Genomic DNA, 20,068 nt, shown 5'->3' with positions numbered 1-20,068 from the left:
GGGCGCTGCCGACAGTGTATTCGCCGCAGCACGACGGCGCCCTTAAGGCGAACCTAACAATCTCGACGTCGAGATAAATCGGCGCGTGGCCCTCCTCGGTGCCGCGTCGCCGCGGCGACATTCGCCCGACACAACCGGCGGATAGGGTGTCCGGTATGGGGAATGAGATCGAGGGTTTCTACGCCGTCATCCCGGCAGGCGGCATCGGCAGCAGGCTCTGGCCGCTCTCACGGGCCGACGCGCCGAAGTTCCTGCACGATCTGACCGGCTCCGGACAGACGTTGCTGCGCGACACCTGGGACCGTCTGGAGCCGCTGGCCGGCCACGACCGGATCGCGGTCGTCACCGGGCGTGCGCACCGCGCTGCCGTCGAGAAGCAACTGCCCGGCATCCCCGACAAGAACGTGTTCCTCGAATCCGAGCCACGCGATTCCACCGCGGCGATCGGCCTCGCCGCGGCCATCCTGGTGCGGCGCGAGCCCGACGTCGTGATCGGCTCGTTCGCCGCGGACCACGTGATCCAAGGCTCTCGGGTCTTCGACTTCGCGGTGCGCCAGGCGGTCGCGGTGGCTCGGGCCGGATACATCTGCACGATCGGCATCCAGCCGTCGGAGCCCTCCACCGGGTTCGGCTACATCAAGAAGGCCGACGAACTCATCATCGACGGCGCCCCGGAAGCGGCTCTCGTCGAGCGCTTCGTCGAGAAGCCCGATCTCCCGACGGCCCGGGAGTACTTCACCGACCGCGCCTATTCGTGGAACGCCGGCATGTTCATCTCGCGCGCGGATGTGTTGCTGGCCGAGATCGAGGCGAACGAGCCCGGGCTGCACGCGGGTCTCATCGAGCTCGCCGAGGCCTGGGACGATCGCGAACGCCGCGGCCCCGCCGTCGATCGCATCTGGCCGAGCCTGAAGAAGATCGCGATCGACTACACGGTCGCCGAGCCCGCGGCCGCCAAGGGCAAGCTCGCCGTCATCCCCGGCCACTTCGACTGGGACGACGTGGGCGACTTCGCGAGCCTCACCAAGCTCGTCTCGAACGGCAGGAAGAACGACCTGGCCGTGCTCGGCGAGCACGCCCGCATCCTCTCCGACGCGTCCAGCGGCATCGTGGTGACGCAGACGCAGCGCGTGATCAGCCTCATCGGCGTGCAGGACATCGTCGTCGTCGACACCCCCGATGCCCTGCTGGTCACCACGACCGAGCACGCGCAGCGGGTCAAGCAGGTCGTCGACGCGCTGAAACTCACCGGCCGAGGCGACGTGCTCTGAGAGCGGATGCGGCGGCGCGCCGCACCCGAGCGAGACCCGCGTCACGGGCCGTTTGTAACCATTGCGTTGCGGCCTGCCGATCGGCCCGTCGTGCGCGCGTCACATTAGGTAACGTTGCCGCATCCGTCCCCGGAACAGCCGGGGCATTCCCACGTCTCTTGATGGAGGACTCGTGAAGAAGACGACGACCAAGGCGCTGCTCAGCGGCCTGGCGATCGCGGCCACCGCGGCGCTGCTGGCCGGCTGTGGCTCCGCCCCCACGACCGAAACGACGAGCGGCTCCGCATCCGACGTCGTCGACGGCTTCAAGCCGTGTCTGGTCTCCGACGCGGGCGGCTGGGACGACAAGTCGTTCAACGAGTCGGCCAAGAACGGCATGGACAAGGCGGCCAAGGAGCTCGGCGTCACCCCGCTCGAGTTCGAGTCGACCAACGACAACGACTACACGCCGAACATGCAGACCGCCATCTCTGAGGGCTGCACCCTCGTGATCGCCGTCGGCTACAAGCTCGCCGCCGCGACCGTCGAGGCCGCCAACGCGAACCCGGATCTCGACTTCGCGATCATCGACGACTACGCCGACACGGACTTCGACGGCAAGACCGACGCGCCCAACATCAAGCCGCTGGTCTTCAACACGGCTGAGGCTGCGTACCTCGGTGGCTACGCCGCAGCTGCGTGGTCCGCGAAGGACGGCGTCAACAAGGTCGGCACCTTCGGCGGCATGCAGATCCCCTCGGTCGCCGTCTTCATGGACGGTTACGCGATGGGCGTCGAGAAGTACAACGAGGACAAGGGCGCGAACGTCCAGCTCTTCGGTTGGAACGTCGACACGCAGGAGGGCTCGTTCACGGGTGGCTTCGACGCCAACGACACCGCGAAGCAGACCGCTCAGGGCGTGCTCGACCAGGGCGTCGACGTGATCCTGCCCGTGGGCGGCCCGATCTACAAGAGCGCCGCCGCGGCCATCTCCGACAGCGGGAAGAACACGCTCATGCTCGGTGTCGACAGCGACCTCGCCGTCGCCGACGACAGCGTCGCCGACATCACGCTGGTCTCGATCATGAAGGCGATCGACGTCGCCGTCTACGACGCGACCGTCGCCGCGTCCAAGGGCGAGTTCGACCCGACCCCGTACGTCGGCACGCTGAAGAACGAGGGCGTCAAGCTCTCGAGCTTCCACGACTTCGAGTCGCAGCTGCCGGAGGGCCTGACCGACGAGCTGACCAAGCTCCAGGACGACATCATCGCGGGAACCATCACGGTGACCTCGAAGAACTCTCCCGCCGGTTCTTGATCTGAACCGCACCACCTCGGGGCGAGCGGCTTTCCAGCCGCTCGCCCCGAGTCCCGTTCCGACGCCTTTCGACAGGCATTTTCTCCCCAGGTAGGGTGCATCTATGAAGCTCGAGCTCCGCGGGATCACCAAGAGATTCGGCAGCCTCGTCGCCAACGACCACATCGATCTGGTGGTCAGGCCCGGCGAGATCCATGCGTTGCTGGGGGAGAACGGCGCAGGCAAATCGACCCTCATGAACGTGCTGTACGGCCTGTATCGCGCCGACGAGGGCGAGATCCTTCTGGACGACGTCGTCCAGAACTTCCGCGGCCCCGGCGACGCCATGGCCGCGGGCATCGGCATGGTGCACCAGCACTTCATGCTCATCCCCGTCTTCACCGTCGCCGAGAACGTCATGCTCGGGCACGAGAGCACCAAGGCGCTCGGACGCCTCGACCTGAACGCCGCCCGCGCGCACGTGCGCGAGGTCGCGCAGCGATTCGGGTTCGAGATCGACCCCGACGCCCTCGTGGGGGATCTTCCCGTCGGCGTGCAGCAGCGCGTGGAGATCATCAAGGCGCTCTCGCGCGACGCGAAGGTCCTCGTCTTCGACGAGCCCACTGCGGTGCTGACGCCGCAGGAGACCGACGAGCTCATGGCGATCATGCGCCAGCTGCGCGACGAGGGCACCTCCATCGTCTTCATCACACACAAGCTGCGTGAGGTCCGCGAGGTCGCGGACCGCATCACCGTCATCCGGCTCGGGAAGGTCGTCGGCGAAGCGTCGCCGACCGCCACCAACACCGAGCTCGCCTCTCTCATGGTGGGGCGTGCCGTCGAGCTCACCGTCCAGAAGGAGCCGCCGACGCTCGGGGAGGGGGGCCTGAAGGTCAGCGGGCTGCGAGTTCTCACCTCCACCGGTGCGATCGTCGTCGACGGCGTCGACTTCGACGTGCGCCCCGGCGAAGTGCTCGCGGTCGCCGGCGTGCAGGGCAACGGCCAGACCGAGCTCGTCGAGGCGATCGTCGGCCTCGCGGCGCGCGTCGAGGGCTCGATCAGCCTCGATGGCACCGAACTGGTCGGCAAGAGCGTGCGAGCGATCCTCGACGAGGGTGTCGGGTTCGTGCCGGAGGACCGGAAGGGAAGACGGCCTGGTCGGCGGTTTCTCGGTCGCCGAGAACCTCGTGCTCGATCGTTCCTCCGATCCCGCCTTCGCCCGCGGCGGCACGCTGCGCCGCCGCGCGCTGGATGCGTTCGCGCGCGACCGCATCCAGGAGTACGACATCCGCACCCGCGGCCCGGAGACTCCCGCGGGCACGTTGTCGGGTGGAAACCAGCAGAAGGTGGTCATCGCGCGCGAGATGAGCCGCGACCTGCGCCTGCTGGTCGTCGCACAGCCCACCCGCGGCGTCGACGTCGGCTCCATCGAGTTCATCCACAAGCGCATCATCGAGACGAGGGATGCGGGTATCCCGATCGTCGTGGTCTCCACCGAGCTCGACGAGGTCAGCGCCCTCGCCGACCGCATCGCCGTCATGTACCGCGGCACCATCGTCGGCATCGTGCCCGGCGACACGTCCCGTGACACGCTCGGCCTCATGATGGCCGGCGCAACCGACCCGGAGGTGGCCGCATGAGCGGTTCGACGCCCACGAGCGACGGAGCCGCCCGCAAGAGCGACGGCGACGCCGAGCTCCCCCGCGCAACGGGGCCGCTGACCGGCGAGGAGATCCCGCCGACACGGTCCGGCATCTTCCTGCGCGAGCTGATGCGCGGAAGCGCCGTGACGACGCTGCTCGCGATCGTGCTCGCGATGATCGTGGGCGGCATCCTGATCGCCGTCACCAACGAGAACGTGCAGGCCGCATCCGGGTACTTCTTCGCGCGCCCAGGCGACACCTTCGTGGCCATCTGGCAGGCCGTCTACAACGGCTATGAGGCGCTTTTCCGCGGAGCGATCTTCAATGCGCGCGGTGCGGACTTCGCCGCGCAGATCCGACCGCTCACGAACGCACTCGGCTTCGCGACCCCGCTCATCGCCGCCGGCCTCGGCGTCGCGCTCGCCTTCCGCGCGGGACTGTTCAACATCGGTGCCCGTGGTCAGATGCTCATCGCGGCCATGTTCGCCGGGCTCTTCGCCTTCAACCTCGACCTGCCGCTGTGGCTGCACCTGCCGATCACGCTGGTCGCCGGCATCGTGGGCGGTGCTCTGTGGGGCGGCCTGGTGGGTCTGCTGAAGGCGCGCACGGGTGCGCACGAGGTGATCCTCACGATCATGCTCAACTACGTGGCGTACTACCTGCTGCTGTGGATGCTGCGCACACCGGGGCTGCTCCAGATGGAGGGCACCAACCAGCCCATCACGAAGCCCACGCCGGAGTCGGCGCAGTTCCCCGACCTGCTGGGGCCGCAGTTCCCGCAGCTCAACTGGGGCTTCGTCGTCGTGATCGCCGCGACCGTGTTCGTGTGGTGGCTCATCGAGCGCTCCAGCCTGGGCCTGCGTCTGCGCGCAGTGGGAGAGAACCCTCACGCTGCGCGCGCTGCGGGCATGAGCGTCGACCGCCTCTACATCTACGCGATGCTGTTCGCCGGTGGCCTTGCGGGGCTCGCGGCGATGAACCAGATCCAGGGCACCGTGACGACGGGATTCGGCGCCACGATCGACGCCGGCATCGGCTTCGACGCGATCACGGTCGCCCTGCTCGGGCGCAGCCGCGCGTGGGGGACGTTCGCCGCGGGCATCCTGTTCGGTGCGCTCAAGGCGGGGTCCTTCTCCATGCAGGCGCAGGGCATCCCGGTCGACATCGTTCTCGTCGTGCAGTCGCTCATCGTGCTCTTCATCGCGGCGCCGCCGCTGCTGCGCGCGGTGTTCTTCCTGCCCAAGTCCGATGCCGAGAAGGCCGCCAAGGCGCGAGCCAAGGCCGCGAAGAAGGCGGTGGCCGCGTGAGCGCTCCGATCCACGACAACGCCACCGCGCAGCTCGAGCAGAGCGACGGCACCATCCATCTGGCGGTCGTCAAGCAACGCCATTTCAAGGCCCCCGTCGTGCTGGCCGCGGTCGTCGCCCTCTTGGCCGCGCTGTTCGGTCTCTCCCCGCGTGACGGTACGTCCTCGTTCCGCCTCGGCGACCCCTCCCAGGCTCTCGCGCTGGCGGATGTGGGCGTGCCCACGGCGATGACCTCGTGGCTGGTGTGGGCCGTGCTGGTGGTACTGACCCTCGTCGCCTTCTGGCTCGCGTGGTCGTATCGTCGTCAGCCGCTCTGGCTCACCATCGCGTTCAGTGTCCTCGGGGTCTTCGCGTTCCTCGTCTGGGCCGGCGCCGACGGACTCGTGCCCGTTCCCAGCCTGCTCTTCGGCGCCGTGTCACTGTCGGTACCGCTGGTCTTCGGTGCCCTCGGCGGCGTGATCGGCGAGCGTGTCGGTGTCGTCAACGTCGCCATCGAGGGCCAGCTGCTGCTCGGAGCGTTCTCCGCGGCGCTCCTGTCGAGCATCACCGGCAACCCGTTCATCGGGCTCGTCGGAGCGATGATCGGCGGCGTCCTGGTCTCGTTCGTGCTCGCCGCATTCGCGATCAAGTACCTCGTGGACCAGGTGATCGTCGGTGTCGTGCTCAACGTGCTCGTCACGGGCCTGACGGGATTCCTCTACGGGGCCCTGCTGGCGCCGAACGAGGACCAGCTGAACCGCCCCGAGCGCTTCACCCGCCTGCAGATCCCCGGCCTCAGCGAGATCCCCGTGATCGGACCGGTGCTGTTCAACCAGACGTTCATCGTGTACCTGATGTTCATCACGGTCGCCCTCGTCGCCTGGGGTCTGTACCGCACCCGCTGGGGTCTGCGGTTGCGTGCCGTCGGGGAGCACCCGCAGGCGGCCGACACCGTGGGCATCAAGGTCAACGCCTCACGCTTCTGGAACGTCTCTCTCGCGGGTGCCATCGCCGGCATCGGCGGCGCGTACTTCACGCTCGTCTCCGTGCCGCAGTTCGGCAAGGACATGACCGCGGGCCTCGGCTTCATCGCCCTCGCCGCCGTGATCTTCGGCCGGTGGGATCCGATCCGCGCCACGCTCGCGGCGTTGCTGTTCGGGTTCGCGACGAACCTTCAGAACCTGCTGACGGTGCTCAAGACGCCGATCCCCAGCGAGTTCATGCTCATGCTGCCCTACGTCGTGACGATTCTCGCCGTCGCAGGGTTCGCCGGGCAGATCCGGGGCCCCGCCGCCGCCGGCAAACCGTACATCAAGGGCTGACGCCCGCATCCGCTTCTTCGAGAGGACACCGTGACCGACATCGACTGGGACGAGCTGCGCACCGCCGCGACCGAGGCCATGCAGCGCGCCTACGCGCCCTACTCCCGTTACAAGGTGGGAGCCGCCGCCCTCGTCACCGACGGGCGGATCGTCTCGGGGTGCAACGTCGAGAACGCCTCCTACGGGGTCGGGCTGTGCGCGGAATGCGGCCTGGTCTCGGAGCTGAACATGACCGGCGGCGGCCAGCTCGTGGCGTTCGTGTGCGTGAACGGCGACGGACAGACCATCATGCCGTGCGGGCGCTGCCGCCAGCTGCTGAACGAGTTCGCTCTGCCCGGGATGCTGCTGGAGACGGTGTCGGGCATCCGCACGATCGACGAGGTGCTGCCGGACGCGTTCGGCCCCCGCGATCTCGAGGAGTACCGCCGATGAGCGCGGTCGAGCCGTTCGACGCCGTCGATGTGATCCGCGCCAAGCGCGACGGCCGCCCCGTCGATGAGCCCGCGCTGCGGTGGATGATCGATGCGTACACGCGCGAGTACGTGACCGATGCGCAGATGTCGGCGTTCGCGATGGCCGTGCTGCTGAACGGCATGAGCCGTGACGAGATCCGCGTGATGACCGACGCCATGATCGCCTCGGGCGAGCGGATGAGCTTCACGGCGCTGTCGAAGACCACGGTCGACAAGCACTCCACCGGCGGCGTGGGGGACAAGATCACCCTTCCGCTGGCACCGCTGGTGGCGGCCTTCGGCGTCGCCGTGCCCCAGCTCTCCGGACGCGGCCTCGGCCACACGGGCGGCACGCTCGACAAGCTCGAGTCGATCCCCGGATGGCGGGCTGCTCTGTCCAACGACGAGATGTTCGCTCAGCTGGACGATGTCGGCGCGGTGATCTGCGCCGCGGGCTCGGGGCTCGCCCCGGCGGACAAACGTCTGTACGCGCTGCGCGATGTGACCGGGACGGTCGAAGCCATCCCGTTGATCGCGTCGAGCATCATGTCCAAGAAGATCGCCGAGGGGACCGCATCCCTCGTTCTCGACGTGAAGTTCGGGTCGGGCGCCTTCATGCAGGACATCGACAAGGCTCGAGAGCTGGCGCGCACGATGGTGGCGCTCGGCAACGACTCGGGCGTCGCGACGACCGCACTGCTCACCGACATGAACAGTCCGCTGGGTCGGGCGATCGGCAACGCGAACGAGGTGCGCGAGTCCGTCGAGGTGCTCGCAGGCGGCGGCCCCGCCGACGTCGTGGAGCTGACGGTCGCTCTCGCCCGCGAGATGCTGGCGCTGGCCGGTCAGCCCGACGCCGATGTCGAAGCGGCGCTCAAAGACGGGCGAGCCATGGACGTGTGGCGCCGCATGATCGTGGCGCAGGACGGCGACCCGGATGCGGCGCTGCCGGCGGCCCGGGAGGCGCACACGGTGCTGGCGCCGAGCTCGGGCGTCGTGACGCGGCTGGAGGCGCTGCCGTTCGGCATCGCCGCGTGGCGGCTGGGCGCCGGACGCGCGCGTCCGCAGGACGCCGTCGTGCACGCGGCGGGCATCGACCTGCACGCGCAGCTCGGGGAACGCGTGGAGGCTGGTCACCCGCTGTTCACCCTGTCGGCGGAGGATGCTGCCCGCTTCCCGCGCGCCCTGGAGGCGCTCGAGGGGGCATGGGAGATCGGTGATGCGGCACCGACCGCATCCGCCCGCGTCGCCGAACGCATCACCGCCTGAGTCCACCGCGATCCGCGAGGAGCACCCCTTATGCCCATCGACCAGCACGGCGACGCCACCCTCGACGGAGTGTCGCTGCGGAGCCTGCCGAAAATCTCCCTGCACGACCACCTCGACGGTGCCGTGCGCCCCGACACGATCGTCGAGCTCGCCGACGCCGCGGGACTTCCCGTGCCGGAGAGCGACGGCGACGACCTCGCCGACTGGTTCGCCGAGTCGAGCGACTCGGGCTCGCTCGTCGAGTACCTGAAGACCTTCGATCTCACGACGTCGGTGATGCAGACGCGGGAGAACCTGACGCGGATCTCGCGGGAGTTCGTCGAGGACCTGGCTGCCGACGGCGTCATCTACGGCGAGGTGCGTTGGGCGCCGGAGCAGCACCTGTCCGGCGGGCTCTCCCTCGAAGAGGTCGTGGAAGCGGTGCAGGAGGGTATCGAGGAGGGCGAGGACGCAGCAGCGGACGCCGGACACGACATCCGCGTCGGTCAGCTCGTCACCGCGATGCGCCACACCGACCGTTCGCTGGAGATCGCCAAGCTCGCCGTCGCCTTCCGCGATCGCGGGGCGGTCGGCTTCGACATCGCGGGCCCCGAGGATGGTTTCCTGCCCTCGCGTCACCGCGCCGCTTTCGACTACCTCGCCGCGCAGTTCTTCCCGGTCACCGTCCACGCCGGCGAGGCGGCAGGTCTCGACTCGATCCGGTCGGCACTGCTCGACGGCCGTGCGCTTCGTCTCGGCCACGGCGTGCGCATCGCTCAGGACCTCGAGGTCGTCTCGCGCGAGGGCGATGTCGTCGAGGTCGTCTTCGGCGATCTCGCGCGCTGGGTGCGCGACCGCGAAATCCCGCTCGAGCTCTCGCCGAGCTCCAACCTGCAGACCGGCGCGATCGCGGCGTGGGGCAACGAGATGGCGGATCACCCCTTCGACCTCCTGTACCAGCTGGGCTTCGCGGTGACCGTGAACGTCGACAACCGCACGCAGAGCCGCACGTCGCTCACGCGCGAGCTGGCGCTTCTCGCCGAGGCCTTCGACTACGGCCTCGACGACCTCGAGACGTTCCAGATCAACGCCGCCGCGGGCGTCTTCCTGCCGGTCGAGGAGCGCGAGGAGCTGATCGACCTCATCAGCGACGGCTTCGATCGCTGAGCCTCGGCGCCGAGGCCGCCGGTAGGGTGCTCGTCGGCCGAACGCTCGTCCACTCCGCGTCTCAGTGGTTCACGTTTTGGGGGCGTCGGGCGTGAACGTGTGAGACGCGGATGCGGGTGTCGGCGGCGCGTGTCTCGATTGTTCACCGTTTCGGGGCGTTGGGCGTGAACGTGTGAGACACGGGTGCGGGTGCGTGTGCTGCGTGTCTCACTGATTCACCTTCAGCGCCTCTCGATCGTGAACGAGTGAGACACGGCGTGTGGCCGGCGGCAAGATGCCCCCTCCCCAACTCCGGCTGACCGGCGGGTCGCCGACGATGCGAGTGAGCGAGCAGAGACGCGGCGCCTTCCCGTGATGGCATCTGTGGGATGACCGACGCGGCGTTCCCGGCATCCGCCTTCTCGTATCGATCCGCACGTGAGGCGGGGATCGGGCGCGGTGTTCTCCGCGGGAAACGCTTCATCGCCCCGTTCCACGGGATACGGGCGGAGCCGCCGGACCCGCATCGGGAGATGGACGAGCTGATGCGCCTGTGCCACTGGTACCTGCCCCGACTGCGCGAGGGTCAGTTCTTCAGCCATTCCACCGCGCTGGCGCTGTACGGGGCCGCGGTGCCGCCGCAAGATGCGCTGGCTGTGCACGTCTCGGTGCACCGGCCGTCCTCTCCGCCACGCACACGCGGGGTGTCCGGCCACCGACTGCAGCAGCGCGATCCCGACGTTCACCTGCTCGGCGAGCTCCCTGTGGAGGCGCCGGAGAGAGCGTGGGTGCAGGCATCCCGAACCTGGATGACGGACGACCTCGTCGTCGCCGCGGAGCACCTCGTGCGCCGTGACCGTCCCCTCACCACCATCCACGCGCTGACGACCGAAGCGCTGCGGATGCGGGGCGACGTCCTCGGTGAGCCGCTGTCGCTCATCCGGGAGGGCTCCGAGTCGGCGCGCGAGACGCTGTTGCGTCTGGTGCTGGTGCGCGCGGGACTACCCGAGCCCGAGCTCAACGTGCCGCTTCGGGACGCGCAGGGACGCGCCATCGCACGCCTGGATGAGTCGTTCCCCGCGTACCGCGTGGCGGTGGAGTACGACGGGCGTCAGCATGCCTTCAGCGTTGCCCAATTCCGCCGCGATGCCGATCGATGGGATGCCATTCGGGATGCCGGATGGCACCTCGTCCGCATCCTCGATCACCACCTCTCGCCGGATCCGGCGGTTGCTGTCGCCAAGGTGCGTGCCGCCCTCATCGCGCGGGGCTGGAAAGACCCTGGGGCGCGCTCCGCGCTCTGACCCCGACGTTTGCGGCGCGTGTCTCAGGTACGCACATCGTCGTGGCGCGGAGCGTGAAGGAGTGAGACACGGTGGCAGTTGGGTGCGCTGCGTGTCTCAACCGTGTACGGCTTCGAGGCGTTCCAGGTGAACCGCTGAGACACGAAGGTGGCGGGGTGCCCTGCGTGTCTCAGGAGTTCACGCACTCGGGGTCCGGAGCGTGAAGCAGTGAGACACGGAGGCGACGGGATGACCTGCGTGTCTCAGGAGTTCACGCACTCTTAGCACGGGACGCGGGACGGGGTGCGCGGCGGGGCGGGGCGGGGTGCGCCGCCCGACGCACTGCCGCCACCGCGCTCGGAGGTCAGCGAGGGAGGGATGTGGCGAAGTCGGCCACGATCTCCGTCAGGCGCGCCGTCATCTCAGCCTCGTCGATCGATGGCGTGCCGTCTCCCGCCTGCGGTCCGTAGGCGCCGAAGGACGCATGGGACGCGCCGTCGATCTCGACGAACTCCGCGTCGGACGGAAGGAGGTGTGCGGCATCCCGGATCTTCGCCGGGGTCGAGAGGCCGTCCTCGCTGCCGCCGATGCTGAGCACGGGCAGTCCCGTCGCCGACACGTCGTTCGCGCAGTAGGAGGCGAAGAGAACGAGCGCGTCGGCGTCCGTCGCGAGCTGGCAGGCGCGGACTCCGCCGAGCGAGTGGCCGCCCAGCATCCACGTCCGGACACCGGGCGCGAGGGAGGTGAACGCATCCAGCGGGCGCGGGTCGAGGAAGGCGAGGTTGTACCAGGGGCGGGTGATCACGACGGTGATGCCGTCGTCCACGAGACCTGAGAGCGTGGCCGCATACGCGATCGGTTCGACCTTGGCGCCCGGGATGAAGACGAGCCCCACATCGGACGAGCCGGATGCGGGTGAGAGGACGATCGCGCCGGCCTGTTCGTCGACCGTGACGGCGGTGTCGGCCCGGACCGCCGCAAGCGGCTCGGGCTCGGCTGCCATGACCCCCACCTGACCCCAGACGAGCACGCCCAGAACGGCGGCCACGACGAGTGCGCCCAGGCTGCCGAACGACCATGCGAGAATCCGTCGGATGCGGCGAGGGCGAGAAGGCGCGGGGTCGGTCACCCGTCCAGGCTAGAGCGCGCCGACCGTGAGAATGCAGCGAGCCCCACACCCGTCATGGCCGACGGAGGCGGGGCTCGCGAGCAAGGCTGCTCAGGCCGACTGGTGCGCCGCGACGACGTCACGCACGGCGGCGAACAGCGGATGCTGCGGATCGAGCCCCGTCACCTCCGTCGTGAACGCGGCGGCGCTCTTCGTGCCGAGCAGACGCTGCAGCTCAACCGCTTCCGGATCCTCGGCGGAGGAGAAGGACAGTGCGGCGCCCATCGTGGCGACCAGCGCCTCGGTGGAGAGGCCGCGCTCAGCCGCCTCCGCGGCGGGGCCGACGAAGCGCTCGTGCCGGGAGAGCTTGCGCAGTGGCTGCCGGCCGACGCGCCATACGGTGTCGGGGAGCGCCGGGTTGCGGAAGCGGGAGAGGATCGTCTCCCGGTAGCGAGCGAGCTCATCGGGGGCGAACTCGTGCTTCGCGATGAGCACGGCCGATGTCTCGGCGAGTGTCGCCGAGACATCGGCCGCGATCTCCGGTTCGGCCAGCGCATCCGAGATCCGCTCGATGCCGGCGCGCGCGCCGTAGTAGGCGGTCGCGGCGTGGCCGGTGTTCACCGTGAAGAGCTTCCGCTCGATGTACGGCGCCAGGTCGTCCACGAAATGCGCACCCGGGATGCGGGGCAACTCACCGCCGAAGGGCGCCTGCTCGATCGCCCACTCGTAGAAGGGCTCGACGACGACGTCGACGCCCGCCTCCGCCGGCTGACCCGGCACGATGCGGTCGACGGCGGTGTTGGCGAACACGGCACGCGCGGACAGCGCCGCCCAGTCATCACCGGCCTGCTCTTCGATGTGCGCGCGCAGCTGATCGGTCGCGCCGATCGCGTTCTCGCAGGCCATGACCTGCAGGGGTGCGAGGGTCTCGTCCCGCTGGGCGAGCCCGGCCCGGATGAGGGGTGCCACGAACTTCAGGATCGTGGGGCCGACCGCGGTCGTGACCACATCCGCCGACGCGATCTCGTCGACGACCGCCTGCGGGTCCTCGGCGCTGTTGAGCGCGCGGAACCCGGTGACCACGACGTCCGTGCCGCCGTCGCCGACCTCGTGAACCGTGTAGCTGTCGACCGCGTTGATCGCATCGACGAGCCCGGCCGACACATCGGAGAACACCACTTCGTATCCGCCCTCGTGAAGGAGGAGGCCGACGAAGCCGCGTCCGATGTTGCCGGCGCCGAAGTGGACGGCCTTCATGCGTTCACCGATGCGAGCAGTTCGTAGAGCTCCTCGGGCGTCGATGCGGCCTTGAGGCGCGCGACGTCGTCCTCGTCGGAGAAGAGCAACGCGATCTGCGACAGGATGTCGAGGTGCTCGTCGCCCTTGCCGGCGATGCCGATCACGAACGAGACGGGGTTGCCGTCCCAGTCGACGCCGCCGTCGTAGCGGACCACCGAGAGGCCGGAGGCGAGGATCTCGTCCTTCGTCTCGTTGGTGCCGTGCGGGATCGCGAGCTCGTTGCCCATGTAGGTCGACACCGCCTGCTCACGCTGCTGCATGGCGTCGAAGTATCTTCCGGTGACGGCGCCGGCGGACTCCAGGATGCCGGCCGCTTCGCGCATGGCCTCATCGCGGGTCGCGCCGCCCGAGTGGATGCGGACCTGTCCGATACCGAGAACTGCCATGATTCTTCCTTTCCGTTCCTGCCGCGTGCTGCCTGCTCGCGGCGCTGCGGGCACCTCGTGCCCGCCGGACACGGATGCGGGCCGCACGGTGTGTGCGACCCGCATCCTGTGGGGTCAGCCCTGATGACCATCCTTCTGCTGATCGACGACCAGGTCCACGACCTCTTCGTACTTCGGAGAGTTCATGAAGTTGTCGACCGAGACGTGCATCGCGCCGGGCGTCTGCTTGCGCGCGCGGTCGGTGAGCTGGTTCTGCGTGATGACCAGGTCCTCGCTGCCGTCCAGGTTCGCGATCGCCTTGTTGGTGACCGTGACGCCTTCGACGCCCGCCTTCTTGATCTTGTTGCGCAGCACGCTCGCGCCCATGGCGGAGGAGCCCATTCCGGCGTCGCACGCGAAGACGATGTTGGTGACCTTCGTGGTGGTCAGCAGCCCGCCGTCGGCCCGGCCGCCGGTCTCCGGCTCGGTCTCGAGCTTGTCGAGTGCCTCGTTCGCGTCGCGCGCGGCAGCGTCATCCGAGGAGCTCGAGGCGCGCAGGGCGTCCATCGCGGCGGAGGACTTGCCCTTGTTCGCCTCGGTCTGGGCGATCGCGGCGCCGAAGGTGTCGGCCTCGGCGGCGAGGTCCCGCTTGCGCGAGGCGCGGAGGATGATCGCCGTCAGGATGAAGGTGACCGCCGCGGCGATGAGCACCGAGAGGAACACGATCAGGAGGTTGCCGATGCCCGGGCCGATCGCCGCAGCTCCCACGGCGATGATGCTGCCCGGAGCCGCCGGGAAGGCAAGACCTCCGCCGAGCACCATGTTGGTGGTGACGCCGGCCGCACCACCCGCGATGAGCGCGAGGATGGTGATCGGCTTGCTCAGCGCATACGGGAAGTAGATCTCGTGGATACCGCCGAAGAACTGGATGATCGCCGCACCCGGGGCGGACGCCTTCGCGGCGCCGACACCGAAGAACGTGAAGGCCAGCAGCAGGCCGATACCGGGGCCGGGGTTCGCCTCGATGAGGAACAGGATCGACTTGCCCGCGTCGGTGGCCTGCTCGATGCCCAGCGGCGTGAAGACGCCGTGGTTGATCGCGTTGTTCAGGAACAGCACCTTGGCGGGCTCCACGATGATCGACACGAGCGGCAGCAGGTTCAGCGAAACCAGCCAGTTCACCGCTTCGCCGAGGCCGTCGCTGATGGCCAGGAAGACCGGGCCGAAGGCGAAGAAACCGATGATCGCGAGGATCATGCCCAGGATGCCGGCGGAGAAGTTGTTGACCAGCATCTCGAAGCCGGGCTTGATCTTGCCGTCCCAGATCTTGTCCATCTGCTTGGTGATCCAGGCCGCGATCGGGCCCATGATCATCGCGCCGAGGAACATGGGGATGTTGGTGCCGAGGATGACACCCATCGTGGCGATGGTGGCCACCACGCCGCCGCGCTCGCCGTAGACCATGCGGCCTCCGGTGTTGGCGATCAGCAGCGGGAGCAGGTAGGTGACCATGGCGCCCACGAGGCCCGCGTAGGCCTGGAAGGTGCCGCCGTCGCCCTGGGCGAGCGCGGTCATGGCGCCGTTCCAGCCGATGATGGCGGAGTCGCCGCCGCCGCCGATGATCTCGGAGACGGGGTACCAGTGCCAGCCGAAGGGGCTGTCCGCGCCGAAGAAGCCGGCGGGGATGAACAGCATCGTGATGAAGCCCCACGCGATGAAGGCCGCGATGTTGGGCATGATCATGCCGGAGAGGAACGTGCCGAATCGCTGGACCGCGATCCGTGCTCCTCCCGGCTGCTTGACGGGAGCTGACGTCGTCGTCATGAGGCTGTCTCTTTCTACTCTTTGTGGGACGGGTGTTACAGGGCGGGGGTTGCCGCTGCGCGTGCGGCGTCGCGTGCGGATGCGGCGTCGTCGGCGGCCAGGGCGGCCTCGGCGATGCGGCGGGCATCCTCGAGGCTGTACTTCAGGAGGGTGGCGCGCACGTCGGCCAGGGCGGTCGGGGCCATCGAGAGGCTCGTCGCGCCGAGGCCGACCAGAACCACGGCCAGCAGCGGATCGGCCGCCGCCTCGCCGCAGATTCCGACGGGCTTTCCGAGCTCGCGTCCCGCCCGACCCGTGGTGCCGATGAGCCCCAGGACCGCGGGGTGCCACGGGTCCTGGAAACCGGCGACGGAGCCGAGCAGACGGTCGGCGGCGAGCGTGTACTGGGTCAGGTCGTTCGTGCCGATGGACGCGAAGTCGGCGTGCTTCAGCACCCGGTCGGCGAGAAGCGCGGACGAGGGGACCTCGACCATGACGCCGGCGGTCTTGATGCCGAACTCGCGGGCGAGCTCCACGAAGTAGGTCGTCTCCTCGACGGTGGCGACCATCGGCGCCATGACCCAGAGGTCGGCGGGCTCACCGGATGCGGCGACCGCAGCGTCCGCTTCGCTCAGCGCCGTCAGCTGCTCGCGCAGGATGTCCTCGTTCGCGCGGAGGGCGCGCAGGCCCGCGGAGTCCGAGCGCCGGGTTCTCCTCGTGCGCGTCGTTGAGGAACGCGAGCGGCTTGTCCGCGCCCGCGTCCAGTGCGCGGACGACGACCTTCTTGCCGCGGAACGCCGAGAGCAGGCGCGTATACGACTCCTTCTGCTGCGCGACCGTGGGCGCGTTGGCGGAGCTGAGGAAGAGGAACTCGGTGCGGAACAGGCCCACGCCCTCGGCGCCGAGCGCGACGGCCTCGGCGGCGCCCTCGGGGTTGCCGAGGTTGGCCAGAAGCGGCACCGCGGTGCCATCGGAGAGGGCGCCGGGCGTGATCGGTGCGGACGCGGCTGCGGCGCGCGCATCGGCGCGGTTCTGCGCGCGGCGCAGCTCCTCCTCGGACGGTTCCGCGGTCACGACGCCCGCAGCGGCGTCCACGATGACGACCTGATCGTCGACGAGGTCTGCGGCGCCGGCAGCGCCCACGATCGCCACGATGCCCTTCTCGCGGGCCAGGATCGCGGTGTGCGAGGTGGGACCGCCTTCGCTCGTGACGAGCGCGAGCACCTGGTCGAGATCAAGCAGCGCGGTGTCGGCGGGTGCGAGGTCGGTGGCCACCAGCACATAGGGATGACCGGGCTCGGGGAGGCCGGGAGCCGCGACACCCCGCAGGCGGGCGATCACGCGCTGGGCGACGTCGTCGAGGTCCGCGGCGCGCTCGCCGAGGTAGCCGCCGACGGCGACGAGGGTGTCGCGGAAGCTCGCGAAGGCGTCGTACACGGCGCGCTCGGCGGTGGCGCCGGCGGCGAGACGCGTGTCGACCTCGGACTCCAGAGCCGGGTCCTCGGCCATCATCGCCTGGGCCTCCAGGACGTCCTGTGCGGCGCCGCCCGCGGTGGCGCCGCGCTGCTCGAGTTCACGCGCGACGGCCGCGACGGCCTCGCGCACGCGCGCGGTCTCGGCGGCGACATCGAGCGTCGAGGGCTCGTCGGCGGGGGCGGGAAGCGGTGCAGCCATGCGGGCGACGGGGCCCTGCGCGACGCCGAGTCCGATACCGACTCCGGGAACGGTGGTGCTCATGGTGATTCTCCTCAGGCGGCGTCGTGGTCGGTGGTCAGCAGGTCGGCGAGACGGTCGAGGATGGCCTCGGCGTCGCCGCCGTCCACGGTCAGGGTCACGTAGTCGCCGTAGTCCAGACCGAGCGAGATGACGCCGAGGATGCTGGCGGCGTTCGTCGCCGCGCCCGAGTCCTTCGCGATCGTGACCGGGACTCCCGCATCCTTGGCCGCCTGGGCGAAGAGCTTCGCGGGGCGGGCGTGCAGGCCGTGCGACGAGCCGATGCGCACAGTACGGGTTGCGAGGGACATGTGGGTGCCTTTCCTTCTCAGGCCGTGGGGCCGGGCAGCGACGCGGTCGCGTTCGTGATCAGGTCGAGCGTTCGCCGACCGTCTCGGTCCGTGAAGATGTCCTCGGGCAGGACGATCACGGAGACTCCGTGGCGCGCCGCATCCTCTCGGATGCCGTCGACCACCTGGGTCAGATGCGGTCCGATGAGAACGAGCTCCGCCTCGCCGATCCGCGCCGCCAACGCGACGTGCGCTACGGCTTCGGCCTGGAGATCGAGCCCGGCGGACACCGCCGCTCGCTGCAGCCGCTGTGCCACGAATGTGCTCGACGCACCGGCGCCGCACACCACCAGGATCCTCATCGACCCGCCTCCTTCCTCTCCATCCTGTGAACCTCCCGAGAGCGCGGCAACCAGAGGTTCTTCCGCCCCGAGCGGAAATCGCCGCGGCAGGGTGGGCCGGCCCCGCCGCCCGCATGGTGGAATGGAGTGCCGGTGCCAGCCGGGATCTCGGAGGGTGACGTGACGCGAGCGCGACAGGACAGGGTGCTGGGCATCCTGGTCCGCGAGCGCGATTGGATCACCGCAGGCACGCTCGCCGACCTGCTCGGGGTGACGCCGCGCAGCATCCGCAGCTATGTCACCGCGTTGAACGCGCGGGCGTCCGGGGCCGTCGAGTCAGGGCCGCTGGGCTACCGCGCCGGCGCCGAGGCGGCCACCACGTTGCGCGCGCACACGACGGATGCGGGAACCCCCCGCGATCGGCTCCACACGATCGTGCGGGCGCTGCTCGCCGGCGATGAGGGCATCGACGTCTTCGAGACGGCCGACCGGCTGTTCGTCAGCGCTGCCACCCTCGAGTCCGACCTGGCCCGGGTGCGCGGCCTCCTGGGGGGCACGGATCTGGTCCTCGAGCGTTCCGCGTCCAGAGCGCGTCTCATCGGTTCCGAGGCCGCACAACGCCGGCTCCTCAGCCGCCTCGTTCACGACGAGATGGATGAGGGGGCTTTCGACCTTTCGGCGCTCCGGCGCACGCTGGGGGAGGAGTCCGTGGCGCCCCGCGCGTTCGGCGAGTTCAAGGCGCAGCTCGTCGCGCAGTTGAGCGAGCTGGGCTACTACGTGAACGAGTTCGGCATCGCCGACGTGCTGATGCACATCGCGATCTCGGCCGACCGGGTCTCGCTCGGTCCGCGCGCTGGACGAGGCAGCGACGACGCCGACCGATGCGCAGGCCGCGATCGCCCGGGTCATCGACGAGCTCGCGCAGGAGCATCTGGGCGTGCGCCTCGGCACGGGAGACACGATCCACCTCGCGACCATCGTGCTGACCCGCATCGTCGCCCCCGGCGCCGCCGACTCGGCGCGGACGCCCCTGGACGCCGAGGTGGAGCAGGTGGTGAGCGAGGTGGTGGCGGAGGCCGCATCCGAGTTCCTCGTCGACATCCTCGCGCCCGAGTTCGTGCAGCGCTTGAGTCTGCACGTGCAGAACCTGCGGCTTCGCGCTCGGGAGAAGGCGTGGTCGCGCAACCCGCTGACGCGCTCGCTGAAATCGACGTACCCGATGATCTTCGACGTCGCCGTCTACATCGCGAGCCGCTTGCAGGAACGCCTCGACATCCCGCTGCTCGACGACGAGATCGCCTACATCGCGATGCACGTCGGCGGGCAGCTCGAGCGCAGCCGCCGCTCCGACAATCTCTTGACGGCCACCATCGTGTGTCCCGGATACTACGAGCTGCACGAACTGCTCCGCTCGAGCGTCGACCGCTCGCTCGGCCAGGCGATCGAGGTGGTGGACGTCGAGACGCGGGTCGACCCCGACTGGGCCGCGATCGACACCGACCTCGTCCTGACCACCATCGATGCGCCCGTGGCGGGGGAGCGCTTCGTGCGGATCCAGCCGTTTCTGACCCCCAGCGACATCGAGCGCGTGCAGGCCGTGGCCGGCCGCATCCGCCGTGGACGTCGCCTCGCGCGCCTGCGCGCCGAACTGGAGCGCTACTTCGACGCGTCGTCGTTCGTGCGCGGGCTCGATGCGTCCCAGGGCGAGGAGGGCGTCATCCGTCAGCTCGGCGGTCTGCTGGTTCAGCGCGGCGTCATCGACGCGGACTACGTCGAGCGCGCCATCGAGCGCGAGCATCTGTCGTCGACGGCGTTCACCGACGCGCTCGCCGTGCCGCACGCGATCGGGATGACCGCGGTGCGCACGGCCATCGCCATCGGCATCGCCGATCCTCCGATGCCGTGGGGCGACTCGCGGGTGCAGGTCGTCGCGCTCGCGGCGTTCTCCGAGACCGACCGTGAGGCGTTCCAGACGGTGTTCGAGCAGTTCGTGGAGGTGTTCAGCGAGCGCGATTCCGTGCAGCGCATCGTGCGCCGCGGTGCCGACTTCTCCGCCTTCCTCGACGAGCTCGTCGCCGTCATCGACGGCTGACTCCGGCTTCCCGGGTACGCGCCCACCGGGGGTATTCCTCCTGCGTGTCTCACTTGTTCACGTTTCGGAGCCCGCGCGCGTGAACGTTCGAGACACGGACGGGCGCGGGGGTGGTGCGTGTCTCAAGGGT

16 protein-coding genes and 2 pseudogenes are annotated in these 20,068 nt (G+C 69.4%); 10 read left to right on the top strand and 8 right to left on the bottom strand.

Annotation, left to right across the window (positions count from 1 at the left end; genetic code table 11):
- Nucleotides 1-155: 155 nt before the first annotated feature.
- From QE377_RS03275 to QE377_RS03235, 9 genes and pseudogenes are all read left to right on the top strand, one after another.
- Complete coding sequence (locus QE377_RS03275) at nucleotides 156-1,271, top strand: mannose-1-phosphate guanylyltransferase (protein ID WP_307319664.1); 1,116 nt, start codon at nucleotides 156-158, stop codon at nucleotides 1,269-1,271.
- A gap of 172 nt (nucleotides 1,272-1,443) precedes the next feature.
- The gene (locus QE377_RS03270; protein WP_373459510.1) at nucleotides 1,444-2,568 is read left to right on the top strand and encodes a BMP family protein; all 1,125 of its coding nucleotides are present in this window, start codon (nucleotides 1,444-1,446) and stop codon (nucleotides 2,566-2,568) included.
- A 103-nt stretch (nucleotides 2,569-2,671) separates the two neighbouring features.
- A pseudogene (locus QE377_RS03265) lies at nucleotides 2,672-4,187 on the top strand (ABC transporter ATP-binding protein).
- On the top strand, nucleotides 4,184-5,497 hold the full coding sequence (locus QE377_RS03260) for an ABC transporter permease (protein ID WP_307319662.1): 1,314 nt from the start codon (nucleotides 4,184-4,186) through the stop codon (nucleotides 5,495-5,497). Before QE377_RS03265 ends, QE377_RS03260 begins: the two are co-directional and overlap by 4 nt.
- Nucleotides 5,494-6,798 carry an ABC transporter permease gene (locus tag QE377_RS03255; RefSeq protein ID WP_307319661.1) on the top strand — a complete coding sequence of 435 codons (1,305 nt, stop codon included), beginning with the start codon at nucleotides 5,494-5,496 and terminating at the stop codon, nucleotides 6,796-6,798. The genes QE377_RS03260 and QE377_RS03255 overlap by 4 nt, the downstream gene beginning before the upstream one ends.
- Before the next feature lie 30 nt (nucleotides 6,799-6,828).
- Nucleotides 6,829-7,230 (top strand): cytidine deaminase, encoded by a 402-nt coding sequence (locus QE377_RS03250; protein ID WP_137416324.1) that lies wholly within the window; start codon nucleotides 6,829-6,831, stop codon nucleotides 7,228-7,230.
- Nucleotides 7,227-8,519 (top strand): thymidine phosphorylase, encoded by a 1,293-nt coding sequence (locus QE377_RS03245; protein WP_307319658.1) that lies wholly within the window; start codon nucleotides 7,227-7,229, stop codon nucleotides 8,517-8,519. The genes QE377_RS03250 and QE377_RS03245 overlap by 4 nt, the downstream gene beginning before the upstream one ends.
- 30 nt (nucleotides 8,520-8,549) lie before the next feature.
- Nucleotides 8,550-9,665 (top strand): adenosine deaminase, encoded by a 1,116-nt coding sequence (locus tag QE377_RS03240; protein ID WP_307319657.1) that lies wholly within the window; start codon nucleotides 8,550-8,552, stop codon nucleotides 9,663-9,665.
- A gap of 368 nt (nucleotides 9,666-10,033) precedes the next feature.
- On the top strand, nucleotides 10,034-10,948 hold the full coding sequence (locus tag QE377_RS03235; RefSeq protein ID WP_307319656.1) for a hypothetical protein: 915 nt from the start codon (nucleotides 10,034-10,036) through the stop codon (nucleotides 10,946-10,948).
- 343 nt (nucleotides 10,949-11,291) lie between these two features.
- Here the strand turns inward: QE377_RS03235 and QE377_RS03230 are convergent, their stop codons facing one another.
- The 8 genes and pseudogenes from QE377_RS03230 to QE377_RS03195 form a co-directional block, all read right to left on the bottom strand.
- Nucleotides 11,292-12,056, bottom strand: a complete 765-nt coding sequence (locus QE377_RS03230; protein ID WP_307319654.1) for an alpha/beta hydrolase — start codon at nucleotides 12,054-12,056, stop codon at nucleotides 11,292-11,294.
- A gap of 90 nt (nucleotides 12,057-12,146) precedes the next feature.
- Complete coding sequence (locus QE377_RS03225) at nucleotides 12,147-13,292, bottom strand: mannitol-1-phosphate 5-dehydrogenase (protein ID WP_307319653.1); 1,146 nt, start codon at nucleotides 13,290-13,292, stop codon at nucleotides 12,147-12,149.
- Nucleotides 13,289-13,720, bottom strand: a complete 432-nt coding sequence (locus tag QE377_RS03220) for a PTS sugar transporter subunit IIA (protein ID WP_307319651.1) — start codon at nucleotides 13,718-13,720, stop codon at nucleotides 13,289-13,291. The genes QE377_RS03225 and QE377_RS03220 overlap by 4 nt, the downstream gene beginning before the upstream one ends.
- A 114-nt stretch (nucleotides 13,721-13,834) precedes the next feature.
- Nucleotides 13,835-15,523: a PTS mannitol transporter subunit IICB gene (locus QE377_RS03215; RefSeq protein ID WP_307319650.1), complete on the bottom strand. Its 1,689-nt coding sequence runs from the start codon at nucleotides 15,521-15,523 to the stop codon at nucleotides 13,835-13,837.
- A gap of 35 nt (nucleotides 15,524-15,558) precedes the next feature.
- Nucleotides 15,559-17,176 (bottom strand): annotated as a pseudogene (ptsP, locus tag QE377_RS03210) (phosphoenolpyruvate--protein phosphotransferase).
- A 74-nt stretch (nucleotides 17,177-17,250) separates the two neighbouring features.
- Entirely contained in the window at nucleotides 17,251-17,526 is a 276-nt protein-coding gene (locus QE377_RS03205; protein ID WP_137416332.1) for an HPr family phosphocarrier protein, read from the bottom strand.
- Nucleotides 17,527-17,543: 17 nt separating this feature from the next.
- Nucleotides 17,544-17,867 carry a PTS sugar transporter subunit IIB gene (locus QE377_RS03200; RefSeq protein ID WP_307319649.1) on the bottom strand — a complete coding sequence of 108 codons (324 nt, stop codon included), beginning with the start codon at nucleotides 17,865-17,867 and terminating at the stop codon, nucleotides 17,544-17,546.
- A 315-nt stretch (nucleotides 17,868-18,182) separates the two neighbouring features.
- Nucleotides 18,183-18,755 carry a hypothetical protein gene (locus tag QE377_RS03195; protein ID WP_307319648.1) on the bottom strand — a complete coding sequence of 191 codons (573 nt, stop codon included), beginning with the start codon at nucleotides 18,753-18,755 and terminating at the stop codon, nucleotides 18,183-18,185.
- A gap of 28 nt (nucleotides 18,756-18,783) precedes the next feature.
- Between QE377_RS03195 and QE377_RS03190 the strand changes: the two genes are divergently transcribed.
- Nucleotides 18,784-19,938, top strand: coding sequence for a transcription antiterminator (locus QE377_RS03190; protein ID WP_307319647.1), 1,155 nt, complete (start codon nucleotides 18,784-18,786; stop codon nucleotides 19,936-19,938).
- Nucleotides 19,939-20,068: the final 130 nt, after the last annotated feature.

This window comes from Microbacterium sp. SORGH_AS_0862 (genome assembly GCF_030818795.1).
Classification (GTDB): domain Bacteria; phylum Actinomycetota; class Actinomycetes; order Actinomycetales; family Microbacteriaceae; genus Microbacterium.
This window is presented reverse-complemented; position numbering and strand designations above follow the sequence as displayed.